The sequence below is a fragment of the Microlunatus phosphovorus NM-1 genome (assembly GCF_000270245.1).
Classification (GTDB): domain Bacteria; phylum Actinomycetota; class Actinomycetes; order Propionibacteriales; family Propionibacteriaceae; genus Microlunatus; species Microlunatus phosphovorus.
On the sequence record NC_015635.1, the window covers coordinates 3,502,952 to 3,521,215 of the forward strand.

An 18,264-nucleotide genomic window follows, 5' to 3' on the forward strand; every position below is an offset into this window, starting at 1 on the left:
TCAGGCCACGACCTCGGTGTCGACGGGCAGTTCCGCCGGTCCGCCCGCAGCTATCCGCACCGCCTCGGCGACCCGTCGATGCACGTCGGCATGGAACACGCTCGGGGTGATGTAGGTGGCGTTCAGCTCAGCGGGACTCACCACGGAGGCGAGCGCACGGGCCGCGGCGATCAGCATCACGTCGGTGATATTGGTCGACCGAGCGTCGAGCAGTCCGCGGAACACCCCCGGGAACGCGAGCACGTTGTTGATCTGGTTGGGGAAGTCGGAGCGACCGGTCGCCACCACTTCGGCGTACCGCTGCGCCTCGGCCGGATCGATCTCCGGCTCGGGGTTGGCCAGCGCGAACACGATCGCCCGGTCGGCCATCGTCGCCACGTCCTCGGCGTCGATCACCCGCGGCGCGGACACACCGATGAACACGTCAGCCCCGGCCAGGCTCTCCTTCAGCGAACACTGGAGATTCTCCGGGTTGGTGTGCTCGGCGACCCACTGCAGCTGCCCGGTGATGCCGGGCCGGGTTCTGCTGACGACTCCGTCGATGTCGGCGACCACGACGTGGCCCACCCCCGCGGCCAGCAGCAGCATCAAGATCGCCGTACCGGCCGCGCCGGCGCCCGAGAGCACCACCCGGATCGCGGCGATGTCCTTCTCCACCACCCGCAGCGCGTTGTAGAGGGCGGCGAGGACGACGATGGCGGTGCCGTGCTGGTCGTCGTGGAAGACGGGAATGTCCAGTTGCTCACGCAGTCGGGCCTCGATCTCGAAGCAGCGCGGAGCGGAGATGTCCTCCAGGTTGATGCCGGCGAAGCCGGGGGCGATCGCCTTCACCACCGTGACGATCTCGTCACTGTCCTGGGTGTCCAGGCACAACGGCCACGCGTCGATGCCGCCGAACCGCTTGAACAGCGCCGCCTTGCCCTCCATCACCGGCATCGCCGCCTCCGGGCCGATGTTGCCCAGCCCCAGCACCGCCGAGCCGTCGGTCACGACGGCGACCGTGTTGCGTTTGATGGTCAGCCGCCGCGCGTCCTCGGGGTTCTTGGCGATCGCCAGGCAGACCCGGGCCACACCAGGGGTGTAGATCATCGACAGGTCGTCCCGGTTGCGGATCGGCAGCTTGGGCTTCATCTCGATCTTGCCGCCGAGGTGCATCAAGAACGTCCGGTCGGACACCTTGCCGATCACCACGCCCGGCACGGCGCGCATCGCCTCGACCAGTTCGTCCGCGTGGTCGGTGTCGCGGGCGGCGCAGGTGACGTCGATCTGCAACCGCTCGTGACCCGAGGCGGTCACGTCGAGGGCGCTGACCGCACCACCGGCGTGCTCGACGGCAGTGGTGAGCTGACCCACCGCGGCTCCGCCGGCCGGGACCTCCAATCGGACGGTGATCGAGTAGGAGACCGACGGTGCTGCACTCATGCCGGGAGTCTTTCACGCAACCAGGACACCTGCGAGCCAGGCATCATGTGTCACATGGACCTCCCGGATTCAGCAGATAGCCGCACCGAAGCGACCGAGGCTTTGACACGCCGAGCCCGCGCCGAGGCGACGTACGAGCGCCTGTTCGGGCCTCGCGACCGGGCAGCGCAGGAGAACGACCCCGAGCTGATGGAGATCCTTCGGGGCTTCATCTTCGGCGACGTCTTCGACACCGGCGAGCTCGACGATCAAACCCGCGAGTTGATCACCGTGACCGTCCTCGGCTGCCTGCAGACGCTGCCGCAGCTGCGGTCCCACACGGCAGCAGCGCTGAAGGTGGGCGTTCCTCCCGTGCAGATCAGGGAGGCTATCTATCAGCTGGCTCCGTTCATCGGCTTCCCCCGCACGCTCAACGCGATCAACACCGTGAATGAGGCATTCCTCGACCGTGGCATCACGCTGCCACTGGCGGACGAGGGCACCGTGTCCGATGCCGATCGCTACTCGCGAGGTCTCGCCGAGCAGGCGCCGCTGTACGGAAACGAGATCAAGGACAACCTCGCCGATCTGCCACACCCGTTCGACGAAGCACTGCCGCGATTCCTGACCGAGTTCTGCTTCGGAGACTTCTACACCCGCGGCGGGCTCTCCCTCGCTCAACGGGAGTTGCTGGTGCTCTGCGCTCTCGCGACGATCGGCGACACTTCAGCCCAATTGGGCCCGCACGGACGAGCCTGCCTCCAGGTCGGCAACTCCAAAGCCGTCGTCGTCGCCGCGCTCGTCCACTGCTTCCCCTATATCGGCTTTCCCCGAGCGGTGGCCGCCGTCCGTGCGGTCAACGACCTCACCTAGTAGTCCGCACGCAGCCCAGGGCCAGTCCTATTCGGCGGCCTTCCATGTCTGGTTGATGCGGATGTGATTGCCCGCTGGATCACGGAAGGCGCAGTCGCGGGTGCCCCAGGGCTGGTCCATGGGTTCCTGCAGCACTTCCGCGCCGCTGGCCTGCCCGCGCTCGAAGGCAGCGTCGAGGTCGGCAGCGAAGAACACGTAGGGCCCGGGGCCCGAGCCCTTCGCGACGAGGCGATGCAGCGCGTCTCCGTCGTCGGGCGAGCGTCCGGCGCCCGGGTCGGAGAGCACCAGCGCGACTCCCGGCTGGCCAGGCTTGCCGACCGTGACCCAGCGGTGGCCGTCCGAGGCAACGTCGTTCAAGAGCTCGAGCCCGAGCGCGTCGCGATAGAACCCGATCGCGGCGTCCACGTCGTCGACGGTGATCGGGCAGTACATGAGTGCGATGTCTGTCATGACTGCCACGCTACGGAGCGGGCCCGCTGGGCGCTTCTCCGATCCTGCTCGCTTCGGCCACGGACTCTCAGACGAACCTGGTCGGCCGGGTCAAGATCTTCGCCATACACGCCGGCATCGCCTCGGCGGCCTCGTGCGGGCGCGCTCGGTAGGCGCTCGGGGTCTCCCCGACCAGCCGGGTGAACGTCGAGCTGAACGAGCCGAGCGAGGTCGCACCGACGGCCATGCAGGCGTCCGTCACACTCATTCCGCCCCGCAACAGCGCCATCGCCCGCTCGACCCGCCGCGTCATCAGATAGGCGTACGGAGTCTCGCCGTAGGCCTCGCGGAACTCCCGAGAGAAGTGCGCGGGCGACATGAAGGCCTTCGCCGCCATCGTGGGCACGTCGAGCGGCTCGGCGTAGGCGCGATCCATCAGGTCACGGGCCCGGCGCAGATGCGCAAGCGTCCGCGGAGACTGGGCGGGTTGAGAAGCTTGGGAGGATCGCGGAGCCGATGCCACCTGGCCACGCTACCTATCCGCCGGCCCGCTCAGCCAGCCAGCGGACCGGATCGCCGCGATCGATCACCACACCGAGCAGGTCGGGGAACACGTCCGGGGTGCAGGCGAAGGCGGGGATGCCGATCTCGGCCAGCAGCGCGGCCCGATCATGGTCGTACGCCGGGGCGCCGGCGTCGGACAGGGCCAGCAGCACCACGACGCGGACCCCGGCCCGATGCAAGGCGGCCAGCCGACGCATCAGATCCTCGCCGTCACCGCCCTCGTACAGGTCGGTGATCAGCAGGAAGACCGTCTCGGTGGGTCGGGTGATCAGCTCGGCGCAGTAGGCGACCGCCCGATTGATGTCGGTGCCACCGCCCAACTGGCAGCCGAACAGCACGTCCACCGGGTCGTCCACCAGCTCGGTCAGATCGACCACTTCGGTGTCGAAGGCGACCAGGGAGGTCTTGAGCGTCCGCAGTGACCCCAGCACGGCCGCGAACACCGACGCATAGACCACCGACTCCGCCATCGACGACGACTGGTCGATCGCCACCACCACGTCGCAGGCCAGCGACTTGGTGCTGCGGGCATGACCGACCAGCCGCTCGGGCACGATGGTGCGCTGCTCCGGCAAGTAGTGATCGAGATTGCGGCCGATGGTGGCCAGCCAGTCGATGTCGGCGGTGCGTGGTCGGCGAGTGCGCGCGGCCCGGTTCACCGCTCCACCGACCGCCGATCGGGTGCGCTCGGTGATCCTCCGCTCGATCTCGGCCACCACCTCGGCGACCACGGCGCGCGCCGTCTCCCGGGTGGTCTCCGGCATCACCGAGTTGAGTCCGACCAGGGTCGCCACCAGATGGACGTCGGGCTGCACGGTGCTGAGCAGCTCGGGCTCCAGCAGCAGCGAGGTCAGGTTGAGCCGGTCGATGGCGTCGCGCTGCATCACCTGCACGACACTGGTCGGAAAGTAGGTGCGGATATCGCCCAGCCAACGGGCCACCTGGGGTGCGGAGGCACCCAGACCGGCAGTCCGGTCGCCGGCTCCGGGACCGTCCGGACGCCGGGGTGGCTGCTCGTACAGGGCAGCGAGGGTGGCATCCATCTCCGCCTCCTCCTCGCCCAGCTCCACGCCGAGCCCCTGGTCGGCAGGCTCGCCGAGCAGCAGCCGCCAGCGGGTCAGCCGCTCCTCGGACTCGTCGACGGAGCTCACGAGGCGACGCCCAGCAAGCGGTCGACCGTGGCCAGAGCGGGTGCAGCCAGCGTGAGGTCATAGGACTCCGCGGGCGCCGTTCGGGGTCGGCTGGACCGAGCGGCCGCGATGCGCTCGGCGATCAGCCGCCGCTCGGGCGCGGTAAAGGTGCTGAAGGTACGCCGGACCAGCGGCAGCACGTCGGTGAACTCGTCGTCGGTGAGGTCGGCCACCCAGCCGTCCACCAGACTGCGCAGCTCGACGTCGTGGATCAGCAGCAGCGCCCCGTCGGCGAAGAAGCCGTCCACCCAGGCCGCCTTGTCGCTTGCGCTGCTCCCGTACGAGAGCGCCCGGTGCACCCGCTGTGGTCCGTCGGCGATCCGGCCGGCGTCGAACAGCACCCGTACTACCCGGCCGGCGACCTCGGTCGGTACGTCGGAGCGATCGAGCAGTCCGGCAAGGGTGTCCAGCCAGTCGGCCCGGAGATCGCGCTCATCCGGGCCGGCATCCTGCTGATCCGCCCCCCGGACCCGATCAACCCCCCGAACCCGATCGACACAGAGCAGCCCGATGCCGTGGTTCACCCGGTCCATCCGCTGCCGCATCTCCCGGGCCGCATCGGGATCGAGTCCGGTGACCGCCGGCAGCAGCCCGGCACAGATCCGCACCACCATGGTCACCGCGACTGCACCCAGGGCCGTGGTGTCGGTGCCGCGCACGTCGCCGTACCGGTGGGCACGGGCCAGCGCGGGCAGCGCCTCCATCAAGTGCACGACGTCGGCGTCCAGCGCCGACCGCTGGGCGAGCGCCTCGAGCAACCGATCCAGGCCGTCGGGCAGCTCGGCCAGCAACGCGCGCTCCACGGCCGCGGTGAGCGCGACCAGGCTGCCTGAGTCGGTGACGTCGGCCAGCTTCGCGGTGGCCGCGGTCAGCACGGTCGTCCCCCAGACTGCGGCCTCGATCACCGACAGCGTCAGTTCGGGTCGCCACGAGGTCTGCCAGGTCTCTCGGAACGTCCCCCGGCCCGCGATCTCGCTCTCGGCCGGACGGGCCCAGCCGAGATCGAGCACCCGCAGTCGGTGGAACAACACGGAGCGCTGCTGGTCGAGCGTCTTGCGCAGATCCAGATCGTGCAGTTTGGGCACCGGCTCCCGTTTCAGCCGGAGCCGACGACAGGACGCGGCCAGGTCGGCCTCCAGCGGGACGGTCGGCACTCCCGGATCGACGTGCCCGATCGTCTGACCCACCACGAGCTCGTCGGTGACAAAGCGGAGGGCGGTCTCGTCGCCGTCGCAGAGCACGGCCAGCGTGGCGTCGCTCACCTCGGCCAGCCCGGCGAGCGGTCGGCGGCGCAGGCTGGCCAGGGTCTCGGCCAACCGGACCGCCTCGATCACGGCTGCACTGGAGACCGGCAGATCCCGCGTACGCAAGGCGCCGGCCACCCTGGTCAGCCAGCGGGCAACGGGCTGGTCGGGCGCACTCCACAGGTGGTGGTACCAACCGGGCGAGGAGATCCCGGCGCCGTAGCCGCTGGCGTACGAGAGTCGCTGGTGGGTCCACGGCACCCAGGTCGTGGTGATCTTGGTCTTGGGCATGCCGCGGAGGGTGGCGTTGTCGGCGGTGGCCGGCGGCAGCGGCCAGGTGAGGACGGGCGCATGCCAGGCGCCGCAGACCACGGCGATCCTTTGTCGACCGGCTCTGACGGCCGACCGAATGGTCTTGCGCATGTACGCCTCCCGCCGGGCCTCGACCACTGCCTCGCGGGGGTCGGTCTCCGGTAGTGCCGTACGCAGTTCGGCCATCGCCTCCAGCAGCGCCGGGAACGGCGAGGACCCGTCCAGCCGCGACTCGACCACGTCGTCCCACCAACGCTCGGCATCGTCGTAGCCGGCCGCGGCGGCGAGGGCGGCGAGCGGGTCGCGGCGGACGACCCGGCGGGGTTGCGTTCGCTCGTCGGGGCCGTCGGAGCCAGGGCCGTCGGAGTCAGTGCCGTCGGAGTAGAGATCGTCGGGATCGTCGGTGGTGAGCAGGTCGGGACTCGGTGGCTCGTCACCGCCGGAGGCCAGCATGTTCGCGGCGGGCAGATCGCAGAAACCGACCGGGATCTCGTGCCGTAGCGACCAGGTCAGCGCCTGCCACTCCGGGGAGAAGACGGCGAACGGCCAGAACGCGGCACGCTTCGGCTCAGTCGGCGCGTACGCCAGGATCGCGATCGGTGGCCGCATGGCCGGCGACGCGGCCCAGCCGACCAGCGGGTCGGCATCCGCGGGTCCCTCGATCAGCACCTGGTCGGGTCCGAAGTCGTCCAGAGCGGCCAGCAGCGAGCGCGCCGAACCCGGGCCGTGATGGCGGATGCCGAGCACACCCAGCTCGACCCCCACCGACGCCACCACGTTCAGCTCACCTCGCGGCAGGCGCTGTAGAACTCCGCCCAGCCCGTCCGGTTCCGGGCGACCACCTCCAGATACTCCGTCCAGGCGACCTTGTCGGAGACCGGATCTTTGACCACGGCGCCGACCAGTGCGGCGGCCACGTCGGAGGGCTGCAGGACACCGGTGCCGAAGTGGGCAGCCAGCGCCAGACCGCTGGTGATCACCGAGATCGCTTCCGCCGCCGACAGGGTGCTCGACGGCGACTTCACCGCGGTCCGCCCGTCGGCCGTTACCCCGGAGCGCAACTCGCGGAACACGGTGACCACCCGGCGGATCTCGTCCTCGGCGGCCGGCACGTCGGGCAACTCGAGGGTGTCGGCCAGATCGGCGACCCGGGTGGTGACGATCCGTACCTCGTCCTCCACGTCGGCCGGCAGCGGCAGCACCACGGTGTTGAAGCGCCGCCGCAGCGCCGAGGACAGATCGTTCACCCCCCGGTCCCGATCGTTGGCGGTGGCGATCACGTTGAAGCCCTTGACCGCCTGGACCTCCCGGCCCAGTTCGGGAATCGGCAGCGTCTTCTCCGACAGCACGGTGATCAGCGCATCCTGCACGTCACTCGGGATCCGGGTCAGCTCCTCGATCCGGGCGAGTCGACCGGACTCCATCGCCGTCATCACCGGCGAAGGCACCAGAGCACCCGGCGTCGGGCCTTCGGCGAGCAACTTGGCATAGTTCCAGCCGTAGCGGATCGCCTCCTCCGGCGTGCCCGAGGTGCCCTGCACCAGCAGTGTCGAGCTGCCGGAGATCGCTGCGGCCAGGTGCTCCGACACCCACGACTTCGCGGTGCCGGGAACGCCGAGCAGCAACAGCGCCCGATCGGTCGCCAGGGTCGCGACGGCCACCTCCATCAGCCGGCGGGCGCCGATGTACTTCGCGGAGATCTCCGTGCCGTCCGGCAACGTGCCACCCATCAGATAGGTGACCACCGCCCATGGCGACAGGCGCCAGCGGGGCGGCCGGGGCTTGTCGTCCACGGCCTCCAGTGCGACCAGCTCGGCGGCGTACGCCTCCTCGGCGTGCGGCCTCAGCCGTTCCTCGGCGAGGAGCATGGGATCAGACATGAGGGATCTCCGCCCTGGTGAAGCCGGTGTGGCCCGGGTGATCGTGAGTCTCGCCGGTGAAGGCGTGGTCGATGGCAGCGCGAGCGTACGCGGCTAGCTCGAGTGCGACGAACCGGTCGCGGATCGTCCGCCGACGAGCCGGGGAAGAGTCCGGCACCAGCAGGTAATACTCCCCCGCCTTGGCGATGCTCGGATAGAGCGCAGTCGGCAGTGCAACACCTAGTCGGCCGGCGTACGTCCGCTTCGGCGGCACCTCGCCCTCGCCGCCGAGCACGGCATACGCCGCCGAGACCAGCTCGGGTCCCCACGGTCGCGGTGCGGTGAAGATCGCTTCCGGATCGAGCAACACGTCCTGCGCAGTCACGACCGTCGTTGTGCTGATCGCCGGCGGCTGAGGCGGACGTTCCGCGTCGTCGGCGAGCCGGCGCCACTCCGTGTTCTCCCGCAGGAACCACCGCCCGCGGGGTCCGAGCGCGGCACCGAGGGCTGCCCGGTCGTACGCAGTGGTGCGGGCTGCGAGCCGCGCCAGTCGGGTCCAGTGGATCGGGTGGACCGTACGCCCGTGTGCGGCGCAGGCGGTCAGCCAGCAGGAGACCAGCGCCGGATCCGGACTGCGGAGCAGGTCAGCGAGCAATCGATCAGCAGCGACGGGGGCCTCGGGGCGGTCCTGGGCCGGCGCGCTGTCGCCGGGCATCGCTGTCTTTGATCCCGGAGTGGCAACCCCCGCCGCGATGATCGTCGGCATACCGAGGAGCGCCACCACCCTGTGCCGAGCCGCTTGCCGCAGCACGGCGGTCGTCGGATCGGTGTCGGCGAGGCCGTCGGACACCCGCCGGTCGGTGCCGAGCAGCGCAGTCGTGACCAGTTCGGCCCAGTGCGCGGGGTCGGCCGGGATCGTTGTGCTCATCCGGCCAGCGCCGTCTCATAGCGCCGGCCCAACCGATCGGGCAGCACCGCCAGCGGCACCAGGCCGCGGCCGTCGTACTCCCCCATCACCTGCAGCGGTTCACCACCGGCTTGGGCGACCAACGGCCAGGCGTCCCCGCCGAGGTCGACCAGCGGCACTGTTGCCCCGGAAGCGTCCCGCAGCAGCCATTGATCACCGGGGTGGCGCGGTGGCACCGGCACCCCAGCCACCACCACCGGCAGTCGACTTGCCCATGGATCGGCAGCCAACAACTCGGCCAGTTGGACCCGCACCGCCGCCAGGTCGTCACCACCCCAGACCCGGTTCAGCACGGCCAGCGGCCCCGAATCGTCGTCAACGGGAGACAGGTCGGGATCCGGCAGCGGTGGCTCGAGCAGCACCCGGTGCTGGCCCGCTCCGGGATAGAAACGGGCCTCGCACGCGTAGACGTGGCCGGGTCGGACCGAGGTGTCCAGGTCGCGCCCCGGCGGCGCGAAGGTCAGCCACATCGCCCACCGGCCCGTGCCGAGCCCGCGTAGCCACACCCGCCGAGTGGTCAGCTGGAACTCGACGGTGTCCACTGCCGCGATGGCCCACCAACGGTCGACGATGGGCGAGCGAGCGCGCACACCCTCCTTGCTGACCGGGTAACCGATCCGGGACCGGACGGTCGCGGCCAAGTCCTCGGGCAGTTCGTCGAGTCGGCGATGAGCCTCGGCGAGCAGATACAGGCCACCCAGCACATGCAGCGCGCGGGTCGGCCATTCGGCACTGACGAGATCGGCGGGCAGGCTGCGCAAGATGCCGGCCACCCCAGGGGCCTGGGCATCGACCATCCGAGCCGCGATCGCATCGAAATGTCCGTACCCGGCCCGCGGCAGGTTCGCCAGTCCGGTCCGGACCTGGTCAGCGAGCCAGATCTGCAACTCGACCATGCCGGCGTCGACCTTCTCCCGCCGGGCCTCGGCCCGTTTGGCGGCGGCCGCCGGGTCGACCGGACCCTCCCTGGCCGGAGTCGCCCCACTCTCCATCGTGGGCGGCTCGGCGAACGGCCGGCGGTCTGCGATCCGCGTCACCCAGTCCGGCTCCTCGATCACGCTGAGCTGCCCGTTGGAGGCGAGATCGGCCAGTCCGCGGGCATGCTTACACGGTCGCTGCCGACTCGGGCAGCTGCAGGCTGTCGTCGTCGTGGGACGCTCGGCGGAGACCACCACCGCGTACGGCTGGGCGGCACTTCCCTGGCACCGTCCCCAGGCCACCCGCGCCGACCGCCCGAGGCTCACCCAGCGCAGCCCGCGGACCAACCGCGCCGCCTCGCCCGTCATCCCCGCCGCCACATCGGCCACCCTAGACACCTGAGCCGACAGTGCCGTAGTCACGCGGCGGCCGGGTGCCCGGAGGTGTGCGCCCGGAGATGTGTGCGGTCATCCGTGGCTCGCGGGCGCGAAACGTACTCCGGATACGCCGCTCGGGTCGTCCCGAAGCAACAAGGTGCAGGATTATCCCCGACTACGGGGATAATCCCGCACCTTATGTCGGTCCGGCGGCTCCAGGACCGCGAACTAGGCGTCGCCGCCCGCGTTGCCGGTGGTGCCGGCGTTCACGTCGAGCAGGCGATAGCGCTCCGCAGCCTCCTTGGGTGCGCTGGCCGGCACCTCGCCGGCGGCGGCCAGCTCTTGCAGAGCCCGGACCACCATCGAGTGGACGTCGATGTGGAAGAACCGGCGTGCCGCCGCCCGGGTGTCGGAGAACCCGTAGGAGTCGGCGCCCAGCGTGGCGAACCGGTTCGGCAGATACTGCCGGATGCCGTCGGGAACGGCAGAGACATAGTCCGTCGAGGCCACGATCGGCCCCTGCGCATCCGCGAGCTTGCGGGTCACGTACGGCACCTGGGCCTGCTCGTCGGGATACAGGAAGTTGTGCTTCTCCACCGCCAGCCCGTCGCGCCGCAGCTCGTTCCAGGAGGTGACCGACCAGACATCGGCGCTCACTCCCCACTCCGAGCCGAGGACCATCGCCGCCTCCTGGGCCCAGCGCACCGAGACGCCGGAGCCCAGCAACTGGACCTTGGGACCGTTCTCGCCGCCGCTGCTGATCTTGTGGATGCCCTTCAAGATGCCCTCGACGTCGACGTCCGCCGGCTCGGCCGGCTGCGAGATCGGCTCGTTGTAGACGGTCAGGTAATACATCCAGTTGCGGTCCTCGGAGTCCGAGCCGTACATCTGCTCCAGGCCCGCCTCGACGATGTGGGCGATCTCGTATCCGAACGCCGGATCGTAGATCTTCATCGCCGGGTTGGTCGACGCCAGGATCGGCGAGTGCCCGTCGGCGTGCTGCAGACCTTCACCGGTGAGCGTGGTCCGACCGGCGGTGGCACCCACGATGAAGCCGCGGGCCATCTGGTCCATCGCCGCCCACATCGCATCACCGGTGCGCTGGAACCCGAACATCGAATAGAAGATGTAGACCGGGATCATCGGCTCGCCGTGGGTGGCATAGCTGGTGCCCGCCGCGGTGAACGCCGCGAACGAACCCGCCTCGTTGATGCCGGTGTGCAGCAGCTGCCCGTGCATCGACTCCTTGTAAGCCAGGAACAGCTCGCGGTCGACCGCGGTGTAGTTCTGGCCCTTCGGGTTGTAGATCATCGCCGTCGGGAAGAACGAGTCCATGCCGAAGGTGCGAGCCTCATCGGGAATGATGGGCACCACCCGCTGGCCGAAGCCCTTGTCCCGCATCAGGTCACGGAGCAACCTGACGAAGGCCATGGTGGTGGCTGCCTGCTGCTTGCCTGAGCCCTTCTTGGCGACGGCGTACAGCTTGGTGTCCGGCAGCGAGACCGACTTGGGACTGTTGCGCCGCTCCGGCACCCAGCCACCCAGGGCCCGCCGCCGCTCCAGCATGTACTGGATCTCCTCCGAATCCGGGCCGGGGGTGTAGTAGGGCACGTTGTACGGATCGGCCTCGATCTGCGCGTCGCTGATCGGGATGTGCATCTGATCCCGGAACGCCTTCAGGTCGTCGACCTTCAGCTTCTTCATCTGGTGGGTGGCGTTGCGGGCCTCGAAGTTGTGGCCGAGGCCGTAGCCCTTCACCGTCTTCGCCAGCACAACGGTCGGCCTGCCGTTGTGCACCGTCGCGGCGTGGTAGGCCGCATACACCTTCCGGTAGTCGTGGCCACCGCGCTTCATGTTCCAGATCTGCGCGTCGGTCATGTCCTTGACCATCAGCTTGGTGGCTCGGCTCCGGCCGAAGAAGTGCTCCCGGATGTAGCCACCGGACTCACCCTTGTAGGTCTGGTAGTCACCGTCGGGTGTCTCGTTCATGATCTTGACCAGATCACCGGTGGTGTCGGCGGCGAGCAGCGGATCCCATTCCCGGCCCCACATCACCTTGATGACGTCCCAACCGGCACCGCGGAAGAAGGCCTCCAGCTCCTGGACGATCTTGCCGTTGCCCCGCACCGGACCATCCAGTCGCTGCAGGTTGCAGTTGATCACGAAGGTGAGGTTGTCCAGGCCGTCGTTGGCAGCCAACTGCAGCAGTCCGCGCGACTCGGGCTCGTCCATCTCGCCATCGCCGAGGAACGCCCAGACGTGCTGGCTCGAGGTGTCCTTGATGCCCCGGGCCCGCAGATAGCGGTTGAACTGCGCCTGGTAGATGGCGTTCATCGGGCCGATGCCCATCGACACCGTCGGGAACTGCCAGAACCCCGGCATCAGCCGCGGGTGCGGGTACGACGACAGCCCGTGCGGTGCCTTGGACTTCTCCTGCCGGAACCCGTTGAGGTCTTCCTCCGACAGCCTGCCTTCCAGGTACGCCCGCGCATACATGCCCGGCGAGGCGTGGCCCTGGAAGAACACCTGGTCCCCGCCGCCGGGGTGGTCGGGACCGCGGAAGAAGTGGTTCAGGCCGACCTCGTAGAGGGTGGCGGCACCGGCGTAGGTGGAGATGTGCCCGCCGACGGCGATGTCGGGTCGCTGCGCGCGGTGCACCAACACCGCCGCGTTCCAGCGGATCAGGCTGCGGTAGCGCCGCTCGATCTCCTCGTTGCCGGCGAACTCAGGCTCGTCCTCGACCGAGATGGTGTTCACGTAGTCCGTCACCAGGCTGTCGCCGGCAGTGGCGGCCCGTCCGGCTCGAGCGTTCAGCTCGTCCAGGATCTGCCGCGCACGCTCCCGTCCGCGAGCCTTGACCAGATCGTCATAGGACTCCACCCATTCGGCGGTCTCCTCCGGATCAACGTCGTTGCGCTTGTCCACGGTCGCGCTCATCCTTTCCTGGTTAGTCACCCGGGTCACGGGCAGTCGTTTCGGGCCGGCTCGGCACACGGTGGTGGGCGTCCTGTCCGGTACGGACCTAGCCCGAGCCTAGCGTCGCCCCTCCAGGGGCGAACACGCCACCGTCTGCGACGGGCACTTTGAGATGATCGGTCGATGACGATCGACGGCGACCGGACGACCCCGTACGGCCATGAGCTCGACCCGGATCTTCACCAGGAGCTTCGGGGCGAGGTGCCGCCGGAGGCACTCGCCTGGGTCGAGCAGGCGGTCGGCGCGCCGGTCGTCGCCCAGCGGGCACTGGAGGGCGGGATGTCCTCGGCGGTGCACCTGCTCACCACCGGTGCGGGCCCGGGGCTCGAGCAAGTGGTCTTACGTCGGTACGTGCTCGACTGGGTGGTGATCGAGGAGCCCCACATCCCGGGCAACGAGGCGCTCGCCCTGCGACTGGTCGGCGACACAAGTCCCACCAGTGCCAAGGGCGCAGGCATCCCGGCGCCGCGACTGATCGCCAGCGACCCCGACGGATCGCAACTCGGTGTGCCGGCGACCTTGATGACCGCGCTGCCCGGCTCGTTGGTCTGGGATCCGCCCGAGCGCACTCCCTGGCTCCGAGCGCTGGCCGAACTGGCGGTGCGGATTCATGCGCTGCCGGCTCCGAGCGACCTCGCCGACTGGGCACCGTACGAGCCGTACGCCCGGACACCGCCTTCCTGGAGCAAGCATCCGGACGCCTGGCTGACCGCGTACGAGCTCTGGGACGGCCCGCCGCCACCCAGCGAGCGGGTGCTGGTGCACCGGGACTTCCACCCGGGCAACGTGTTGTGGACCGACGGGGTGATCACCGGCGTCATCGACTGGGTGTCGACCTGCGCCGGACCGCCCGAGGAGGACATCGGCCACTGCCGGGTCAATCTGGCCATGCATCACGGTCAGGACTGCGCCGACGGGTTTCTGGCGATCTGGCAGGAACTCACCGGGAAGCGTGACTACCACCCGTATTGGGACCTGACCAACGTCGTCTCCTTCGACCACAGCCAGGTCGAGCCGCGGCTGGACGCCTTCGTCGCCGCCGCGGCCGCCCGTCTTTGAGCTAGGACCGACCGGCCTGCCCGGCCACAGCCTCGGCGACCGCCGGCGCGACCCGAGCGTCGAACACGCTCGGCACGATGTAGCTCGGATTGAGTTCCTCGGCGGACACGCAGTTGGCGATGGCTTCCGCGGCCGCCACCAGCATCGCAGTGGTGATATCCGCCGCGGCGGCATCGAGCAGTCCGCGGAACAGGCCCGGGAACGCCAGCACGTTGTTGATCTGGTTCGGGAAGTCGCTACGGCCGGTGGCGACTACCGCGGCGTGCTTGGCCGCCTCGGTCGGATGGACCTCCGGGTCCGGATTGGCCAGCGCCAGCACGATCGCACCGGGGGCCATGGTGGCCACCTCGTCGGCACCGAACAGGTTCGGCCCCGAGACGCCGATGAACACGTCGGCGCCGACCAGCGCCTCCTCCAGCGTGCCCGAGAAGCCCTCCTCATTGGTGTGCTCGGCGATCCAGGTCCGGTGCTCGTCGGTGTAGGTCTCGCCCCGATGGATGGCGCCGGCCCGAGCCACCGCGACGATGTGCGCCGCGCCCTGGGCCTGGAGCAGCTGGATGATCGCGTGACCGGCCGCACCGACGCCGGAGACGACGATCTTGACGTCGGAGATGCTCTTGTCCACGACCCGGAGCGCGTTGATCAACGCGGCGAGCACCACGATCGCGGTGCCGTGTTGATCGTCGTGGAAGACCGGGATGTCCAGTTCGTCGCGAAGCCGCCGCTCGATCTCGAAGCACCGCGGCGCGGAGATGTCCTCCAGGTTCACGCCGCCATAGACCGGGGCCAACGCCTTGACGATGGAGATGATCTCCTCGGTGTCGGTGGTGTCCAGGCAGACCGGCCAGGCGTCGACGCCGGCAAACTGCTTGAACAGGGCCGCCTTCCCCTCCATCACCGGCAGCGCCGCGGCCGGGCCGATGTCACCGAGGCCGAGCACCGCGGTGCCGTCGGTGACCACCGCCACCGTGTTGCGCTTGATCGTCAGCCGGCGGGCGTCCTCGGGATTCTTGTGGATGGCCAGGCAGACCCGGGCGACACCGGGGGTGTAGGCCCTCGAGAGGTCGTCGCGGTTCTTGAGCGGGACCTTGGGCTCGACGGACAGCTTGCCGCCGAGGTGCAGCAGAAAGGTCCGGTCGCTGACCTTGCGGACGGTCATGCCGGGGCGCGCGTTGATCACCTCGGTGATCTGGTCGGCGTGCGCCTCGTTCACCGTGTTGCAGGTGACGTCGACGACGATCGCGTCGTGGCTGGACTCGACGATGTCCAGGGCCGTGACGGCAGCGCCGGTCGCCGCGACCGCGGAGGCGAGATCGGTGGTGGAGCCTGCCGCGGAGTTGACTGCGACGCGGAGGGTGATCGAATAGCCGGGACTCGGAGTGCTGCTGGCCATGGCGGTGGGGGTCTCCTAACGGTGTGTGGACGGATCGTACTTCCGCCGGGCCGCGGGTATTACCAGCGCCTCAACTGGTGTGATCAGCATCTCGCCGATTCGTGAGCCATACTCAGCGGTGATGACCAGCTACACCGTGAACGCCTCCATCCTGCTGACCGACCTGCCCCTGCTCCAGCGACCGGCTGCGGTCGCCGCGGCCGGCTTCACCGCCGTGGAGTTCTGGTGGCCGTTCGCCGTCGCCGTGCCCACCGACCCGGAGATCGACGCCTTCGTCGCCGCGATCTCCGACGCCGGGGTCCAGCTCTCCGGACTCAACTTCTTCGCCGGGAACATGCCCGCCGGCGATCGTGGCCTGGTCAGCTGGGTCGGCCGCGAGTCCGAGTTCCGCGACAATGTCGAGGTGGTCGCCGGCATCGGCGAGCGGCTGGGCTGTCGCGGCTTCAACGCCCTGTACGGACTGCGCACCGATGGGGTCGCGCCCGAAGCCGCCGACGACTTGGCGGTGGAGAACCTAAGACGGGCCGCGGATCGGATCGCGCGGCTCGGCGGCACGGTCTTCCTGGAGCCGGTGTCAGGGGCACCCGCGTACCCGGTGAAGACCGCGGCTGACGCCCTCGGGGTGATCGAGGACGTCGGCGCGGACAATCTGAAGCTGCTGGCCGACTTCTACCATCTGGCCACCAACGGCGACGACGTCGCAGCCGTGATCGCGGACCACGCCGCCGAGTTCGGCCACGTCCAGATCGCCGACGCCCCGGGTCGCGGCCAGCCCGGCACCGGTCGGTTGCCGCTGGCCGACTGGCTGGCGGCAGCGACTGCCGGTGGCTACGACGGCTATGTCGGCCTGGAGTATTCCGACACCTCCGACAACCCCTTCGGCTGGCTGCCGCGAACGGAGCGCGCCTGACATGACCAAACCCACCATTGCCTTCATCGGCCTGGGCATCATGGGTGCCCCGATGGCCGCGAATCTGGTCAAGGCCGGGTACGTCGTCACCGGCTACAACCGCAGCCCGGGCAAGATCGATGCCCTGGTCGCTCGCGGCGGCCACGCCGCCGACTCGATCGCCGATGCCGTGACGGGTGCGGAGGTGATCATCACCATGGTGCCCGACTCTCCCGATGTCGAGGCCGTCGTGGGCGGCCCTGACGGGATCTTCGCTCATGCCCAGCCTGACGCAATCTGGATCGACTGCTCCACGATCAGGCCCGACGTGGCCGCCGCGCTGGCCGAACAGGCTGCCGCTCACCAGATCCAGGCCATCGACGCGCCTGTCTCGGGAGGCGAGGCAGGCGCTGTCGAGGGCACCTTGTCGATCATGGTCGGTGGCGACGGCACGGTCGTGGAGTCGGTACGCCCGGTGCTGGAAGCGGTCGGTCGGACCATCGTGCACGTCGGCCCGGCCGGATCCGGTCAGACCGTGAAGGCCGCCAACCAGCTGATCGTCGCCGGCACGATCGAGTTGGTGGCCGAGGCGCTGGTGTTCCTGGAGGCACACCAGGTCGACACCACCGCGGCAATCGAGGTCCTGGCCGGCGGTCTGGCCGGCAATCGCATCCTCGACCGCAAGGCGGCCTCGATGGTGGCGCGTAGCTTCGAGCCGGGATTCCGGGTCGATCTGCACCACAAGGACCTCGGCATCATCCTCGCCGCCGCCCGCGAAGCAGGCGTCGCCATCCCGCTTGGCGCCCAGACCGCACAGCTGATGCAGGCGCTGCGTCAGCTGGGACACGGCGGTCTGGACCACTCCGCGCTGCTGTTGCTGGTCGAACAGCTGTCCGGCCGAGCCGCCAAGGACTGAGCCAGGTCAGCTCACGTTGTGCCGTAGGTAGGCGGGATCCTGCAGCCCCAGGATCGTCTCGACCATCCGGGCCGCACGCGCCGACTCGCGGACCTGGTGCATACGCAGGATCCGAGCGCCGTGCAGCGCGCACACAGTCGCGGCAGCCAAGGATGCCTCCAGCCGCTCGCCCCGTTCGAGCCCGACCGCCTCGCCGACGAAGTCCTTGTTCGAGACGGCCGCCAGCAGCGGGAGACCGAGATCGGCGATCTCGGTCAGCCGCCGGGTGATCTCCAGCGAGTGCCGGGTGTTCTTGTTCAGATCGTGCCCGGGATCGATCACGATCCGCTCCTCGGGTACGCCGTGCGCCAGCGCCAACTCGATCCGGGATGCGAGGAAGTCACGGATCTCCGTGACCACATCGTCGTACGTCGGCCGGTGCAAGTGCTGACCAGGCGGGGCCGCACTATGGGTGATGACCAGGCTGGCCGTGGATCCGGCCACCACCTCGGCGAGCTCGGGGTCATGGAGGCCACTGGTGTCATTGATCACGCCCGCCCCGGCCTCGATGGAAGCCTGCGCCACGCTCGGCCGGACGGTGTCCACCGAGACGACCACGCCATCCGCGGCGAGCGCCGCCACCACCGGCACGACCCGGTCCAGTTCGACAGCGGCCGACACCTTCGGCACGTCCGGGGAGAACGGCACTCCGCCGACGTCGATCCAGCCGGCGCCCTCGGCCACGGCGCGGCGACCGGCCTCGACCGCGCGGTCGAGTGCGTAGGTCGCGCCTCGGTCGTAGAAGGAGTCAGGGGTCCGATTGACGATCCCCATGATCACGATCTGATGAGCGAAGTCGAACTCGCGTCCGCCGATGCAGCGGACCGGCAGCCGGATCGGCGGCAGATAGGTCACCGG

Annotated in this window: 15 protein-coding genes; 4 read left to right on the forward strand and 11 right to left on the reverse strand. The window is 69.4% G+C overall.

Going from position 1 to position 18,264, the window contains the following annotated elements; translation table 11 throughout:
- Positions 1-1,422, reverse strand: a complete 1,422-nt coding sequence (locus MLP_RS15720) for an NAD-dependent malic enzyme (RefSeq protein WP_013864134.1) — start codon at positions 1,420-1,422, stop codon at positions 1-3.
- Between the two features lie 54 nt (positions 1,423-1,476).
- Here MLP_RS15720 and MLP_RS15725 point away from each other — a divergent pair, with 54 nt between their 5' ends.
- Positions 1,477-2,274 (forward strand): carboxymuconolactone decarboxylase family protein, encoded by a 798-nt coding sequence (locus tag MLP_RS15725; protein WP_013864135.1) that lies wholly within the window; start codon positions 1,477-1,479, stop codon positions 2,272-2,274.
- A 27-nt stretch (positions 2,275-2,301) separates the two neighbouring features.
- Here MLP_RS15725 and MLP_RS15730 read toward each other — a convergent pair whose 3' ends face one another.
- The 8 genes from MLP_RS15730 to aceE form a co-directional block, all read right to left on the reverse strand.
- Entirely contained in the window at positions 2,302-2,724 is a 423-nt protein-coding gene (locus MLP_RS15730) for a VOC family protein (protein WP_041792649.1), read from the reverse strand.
- A 67-nt stretch (positions 2,725-2,791) separates the two neighbouring features.
- Positions 2,792-3,139: a helix-turn-helix transcriptional regulator gene (locus tag MLP_RS15735; RefSeq protein ID WP_013864137.1), complete on the reverse strand. Its 348-nt coding sequence runs from the start codon at positions 3,137-3,139 to the stop codon at positions 2,792-2,794.
- A 100-nt stretch (positions 3,140-3,239) separates the two neighbouring features.
- A complete protein-coding gene (locus MLP_RS15740) occupies positions 3,240-4,418 on the reverse strand; it encodes a VWA domain-containing protein (RefSeq protein ID WP_013864138.1) in 1,179 nt (392 codons plus the stop codon).
- Positions 4,415-6,790 (reverse strand): DUF5682 family protein, encoded by a 2,376-nt coding sequence (locus MLP_RS15745; RefSeq protein WP_013864139.1) that lies wholly within the window; start codon positions 6,788-6,790, stop codon positions 4,415-4,417. Before MLP_RS15745 ends, MLP_RS15740 begins: the two co-directional genes overlap by 4 nt.
- A 2-nt stretch (positions 6,791-6,792) precedes the next feature.
- Complete coding sequence (locus tag MLP_RS15750) at positions 6,793-7,893, reverse strand: ATP-binding protein (RefSeq protein WP_013864140.1); 1,101 nt, start codon at positions 7,891-7,893, stop codon at positions 6,793-6,795.
- Positions 7,886-8,800 carry a DUF5691 domain-containing protein gene (locus MLP_RS15755; RefSeq protein ID WP_013864141.1) on the reverse strand — a complete coding sequence of 305 codons (915 nt, stop codon included), beginning with the start codon at positions 8,798-8,800 and terminating at the stop codon, positions 7,886-7,888. The genes MLP_RS15750 and MLP_RS15755 overlap by 8 nt, the downstream gene beginning before the upstream one ends.
- Positions 8,797-10,146, reverse strand: a complete 1,350-nt coding sequence (locus tag MLP_RS15760) for a hypothetical protein (RefSeq protein ID WP_013864142.1) — start codon at positions 10,144-10,146, stop codon at positions 8,797-8,799. The genes MLP_RS15755 and MLP_RS15760 overlap by 4 nt, the downstream gene beginning before the upstream one ends.
- 216 nt (positions 10,147-10,362) lie before the next feature.
- Positions 10,363-13,071, reverse strand: a complete 2,709-nt coding sequence (aceE, locus tag MLP_RS15765) for a pyruvate dehydrogenase (acetyl-transferring), homodimeric type (protein ID WP_041790130.1) — start codon at positions 13,069-13,071, stop codon at positions 10,363-10,365.
- 162 nt (positions 13,072-13,233) lie between these two features.
- Here aceE and MLP_RS15770 point away from each other — a divergent pair, with 162 nt between their 5' ends.
- A complete protein-coding gene (locus MLP_RS15770; RefSeq protein WP_013864144.1) occupies positions 13,234-14,169 on the forward strand; it encodes a phosphotransferase family protein in 936 nt (311 codons plus the stop codon).
- 1 nt (position 14,170) lies between these two features.
- Here the strand turns inward: MLP_RS15770 and MLP_RS15775 are convergent, their stop codons facing one another.
- Positions 14,171-15,562 (reverse strand): NAD-dependent malic enzyme, encoded by a 1,392-nt coding sequence (locus MLP_RS15775; protein WP_013864145.1) that lies wholly within the window; start codon positions 15,560-15,562, stop codon positions 14,171-14,173.
- Between the two features lie 121 nt (positions 15,563-15,683).
- Between MLP_RS15775 and MLP_RS15780 the strand changes: the two genes are divergently transcribed.
- Complete coding sequence (locus MLP_RS15780) at positions 15,684-16,472, forward strand: hydroxypyruvate isomerase family protein (RefSeq protein ID WP_041790132.1); 789 nt, start codon at positions 15,684-15,686, stop codon at positions 16,470-16,472.
- A 1-nt stretch (position 16,473) separates the two neighbouring features.
- Positions 16,474-17,367, forward strand: coding sequence for a 2-hydroxy-3-oxopropionate reductase (locus MLP_RS15785; RefSeq protein WP_013864147.1), 894 nt, complete (start codon positions 16,474-16,476; stop codon positions 17,365-17,367).
- Positions 17,368-17,373: 6 nt separating this feature from the next.
- Here the strand turns inward: MLP_RS15785 and folP are convergent, their stop codons facing one another.
- Positions 17,374-18,261 carry a dihydropteroate synthase gene (gene folP / locus MLP_RS15790; protein ID WP_013864148.1) on the reverse strand — a complete coding sequence of 296 codons (888 nt, stop codon included), beginning with the start codon at positions 18,259-18,261 and terminating at the stop codon, positions 17,374-17,376.
- Positions 18,262-18,264: the final 3 nt, after the last annotated feature.

Coding starts and splice junctions, on each gene's coding strand:
- MLP_RS15720 (WP_013864134.1), bottom strand. CDS start 1,422: ATGAGTGCAGCACCGTCGGTCTCCTACTCGATCACCGTCCGATTGGAG.
- MLP_RS15725 (WP_013864135.1), top strand. CDS start 1,477: ATGGACCTCCCGGATTCAGCAGATAGCCGCACCGAAGCGACCGAGGCT.
- MLP_RS15730 (WP_041792649.1), bottom strand. CDS start 2,724: ATGACAGACATCGCACTCATGTACTGCCCGATCACCGTCGACGACGTG.
- MLP_RS15735 (WP_013864137.1), bottom strand. CDS start 3,139: ATGGATCGCGCCTACGCCGAGCCGCTCGACGTGCCCACGATGGCGGCG.
- MLP_RS15750 (WP_013864140.1), bottom strand. CDS start 7,893: ATGTCTGATCCCATGCTCCTCGCCGAGGAACGGCTGAGGCCGCACGCC.
- MLP_RS15755 (WP_013864141.1), bottom strand. CDS start 8,800: ATGAGCACAACGATCCCGGCCGACCCCGCGCACTGGGCCGAACTGGTC.
- aceE (WP_041790130.1), bottom strand. CDS start 13,071: ATGAGCGCGACCGTGGACAAGCGCAACGACGTTGATCCGGAGGAGACC.
- MLP_RS15770 (WP_013864144.1), top strand. CDS start 13,234: ATGACGATCGACGGCGACCGGACGACCCCGTACGGCCATGAGCTCGAC.
- MLP_RS15775 (WP_013864145.1), bottom strand. CDS start 15,562: ATGGCCAGCAGCACTCCGAGTCCCGGCTATTCGATCACCCTCCGCGTC.
- MLP_RS15780 (WP_041790132.1), top strand. CDS start 15,684: ATGACCAGCTACACCGTGAACGCCTCCATCCTGCTGACCGACCTGCCC.
- MLP_RS15785 (WP_013864147.1), top strand. CDS start 16,474: ATGACCAAACCCACCATTGCCTTCATCGGCCTGGGCATCATGGGTGCC.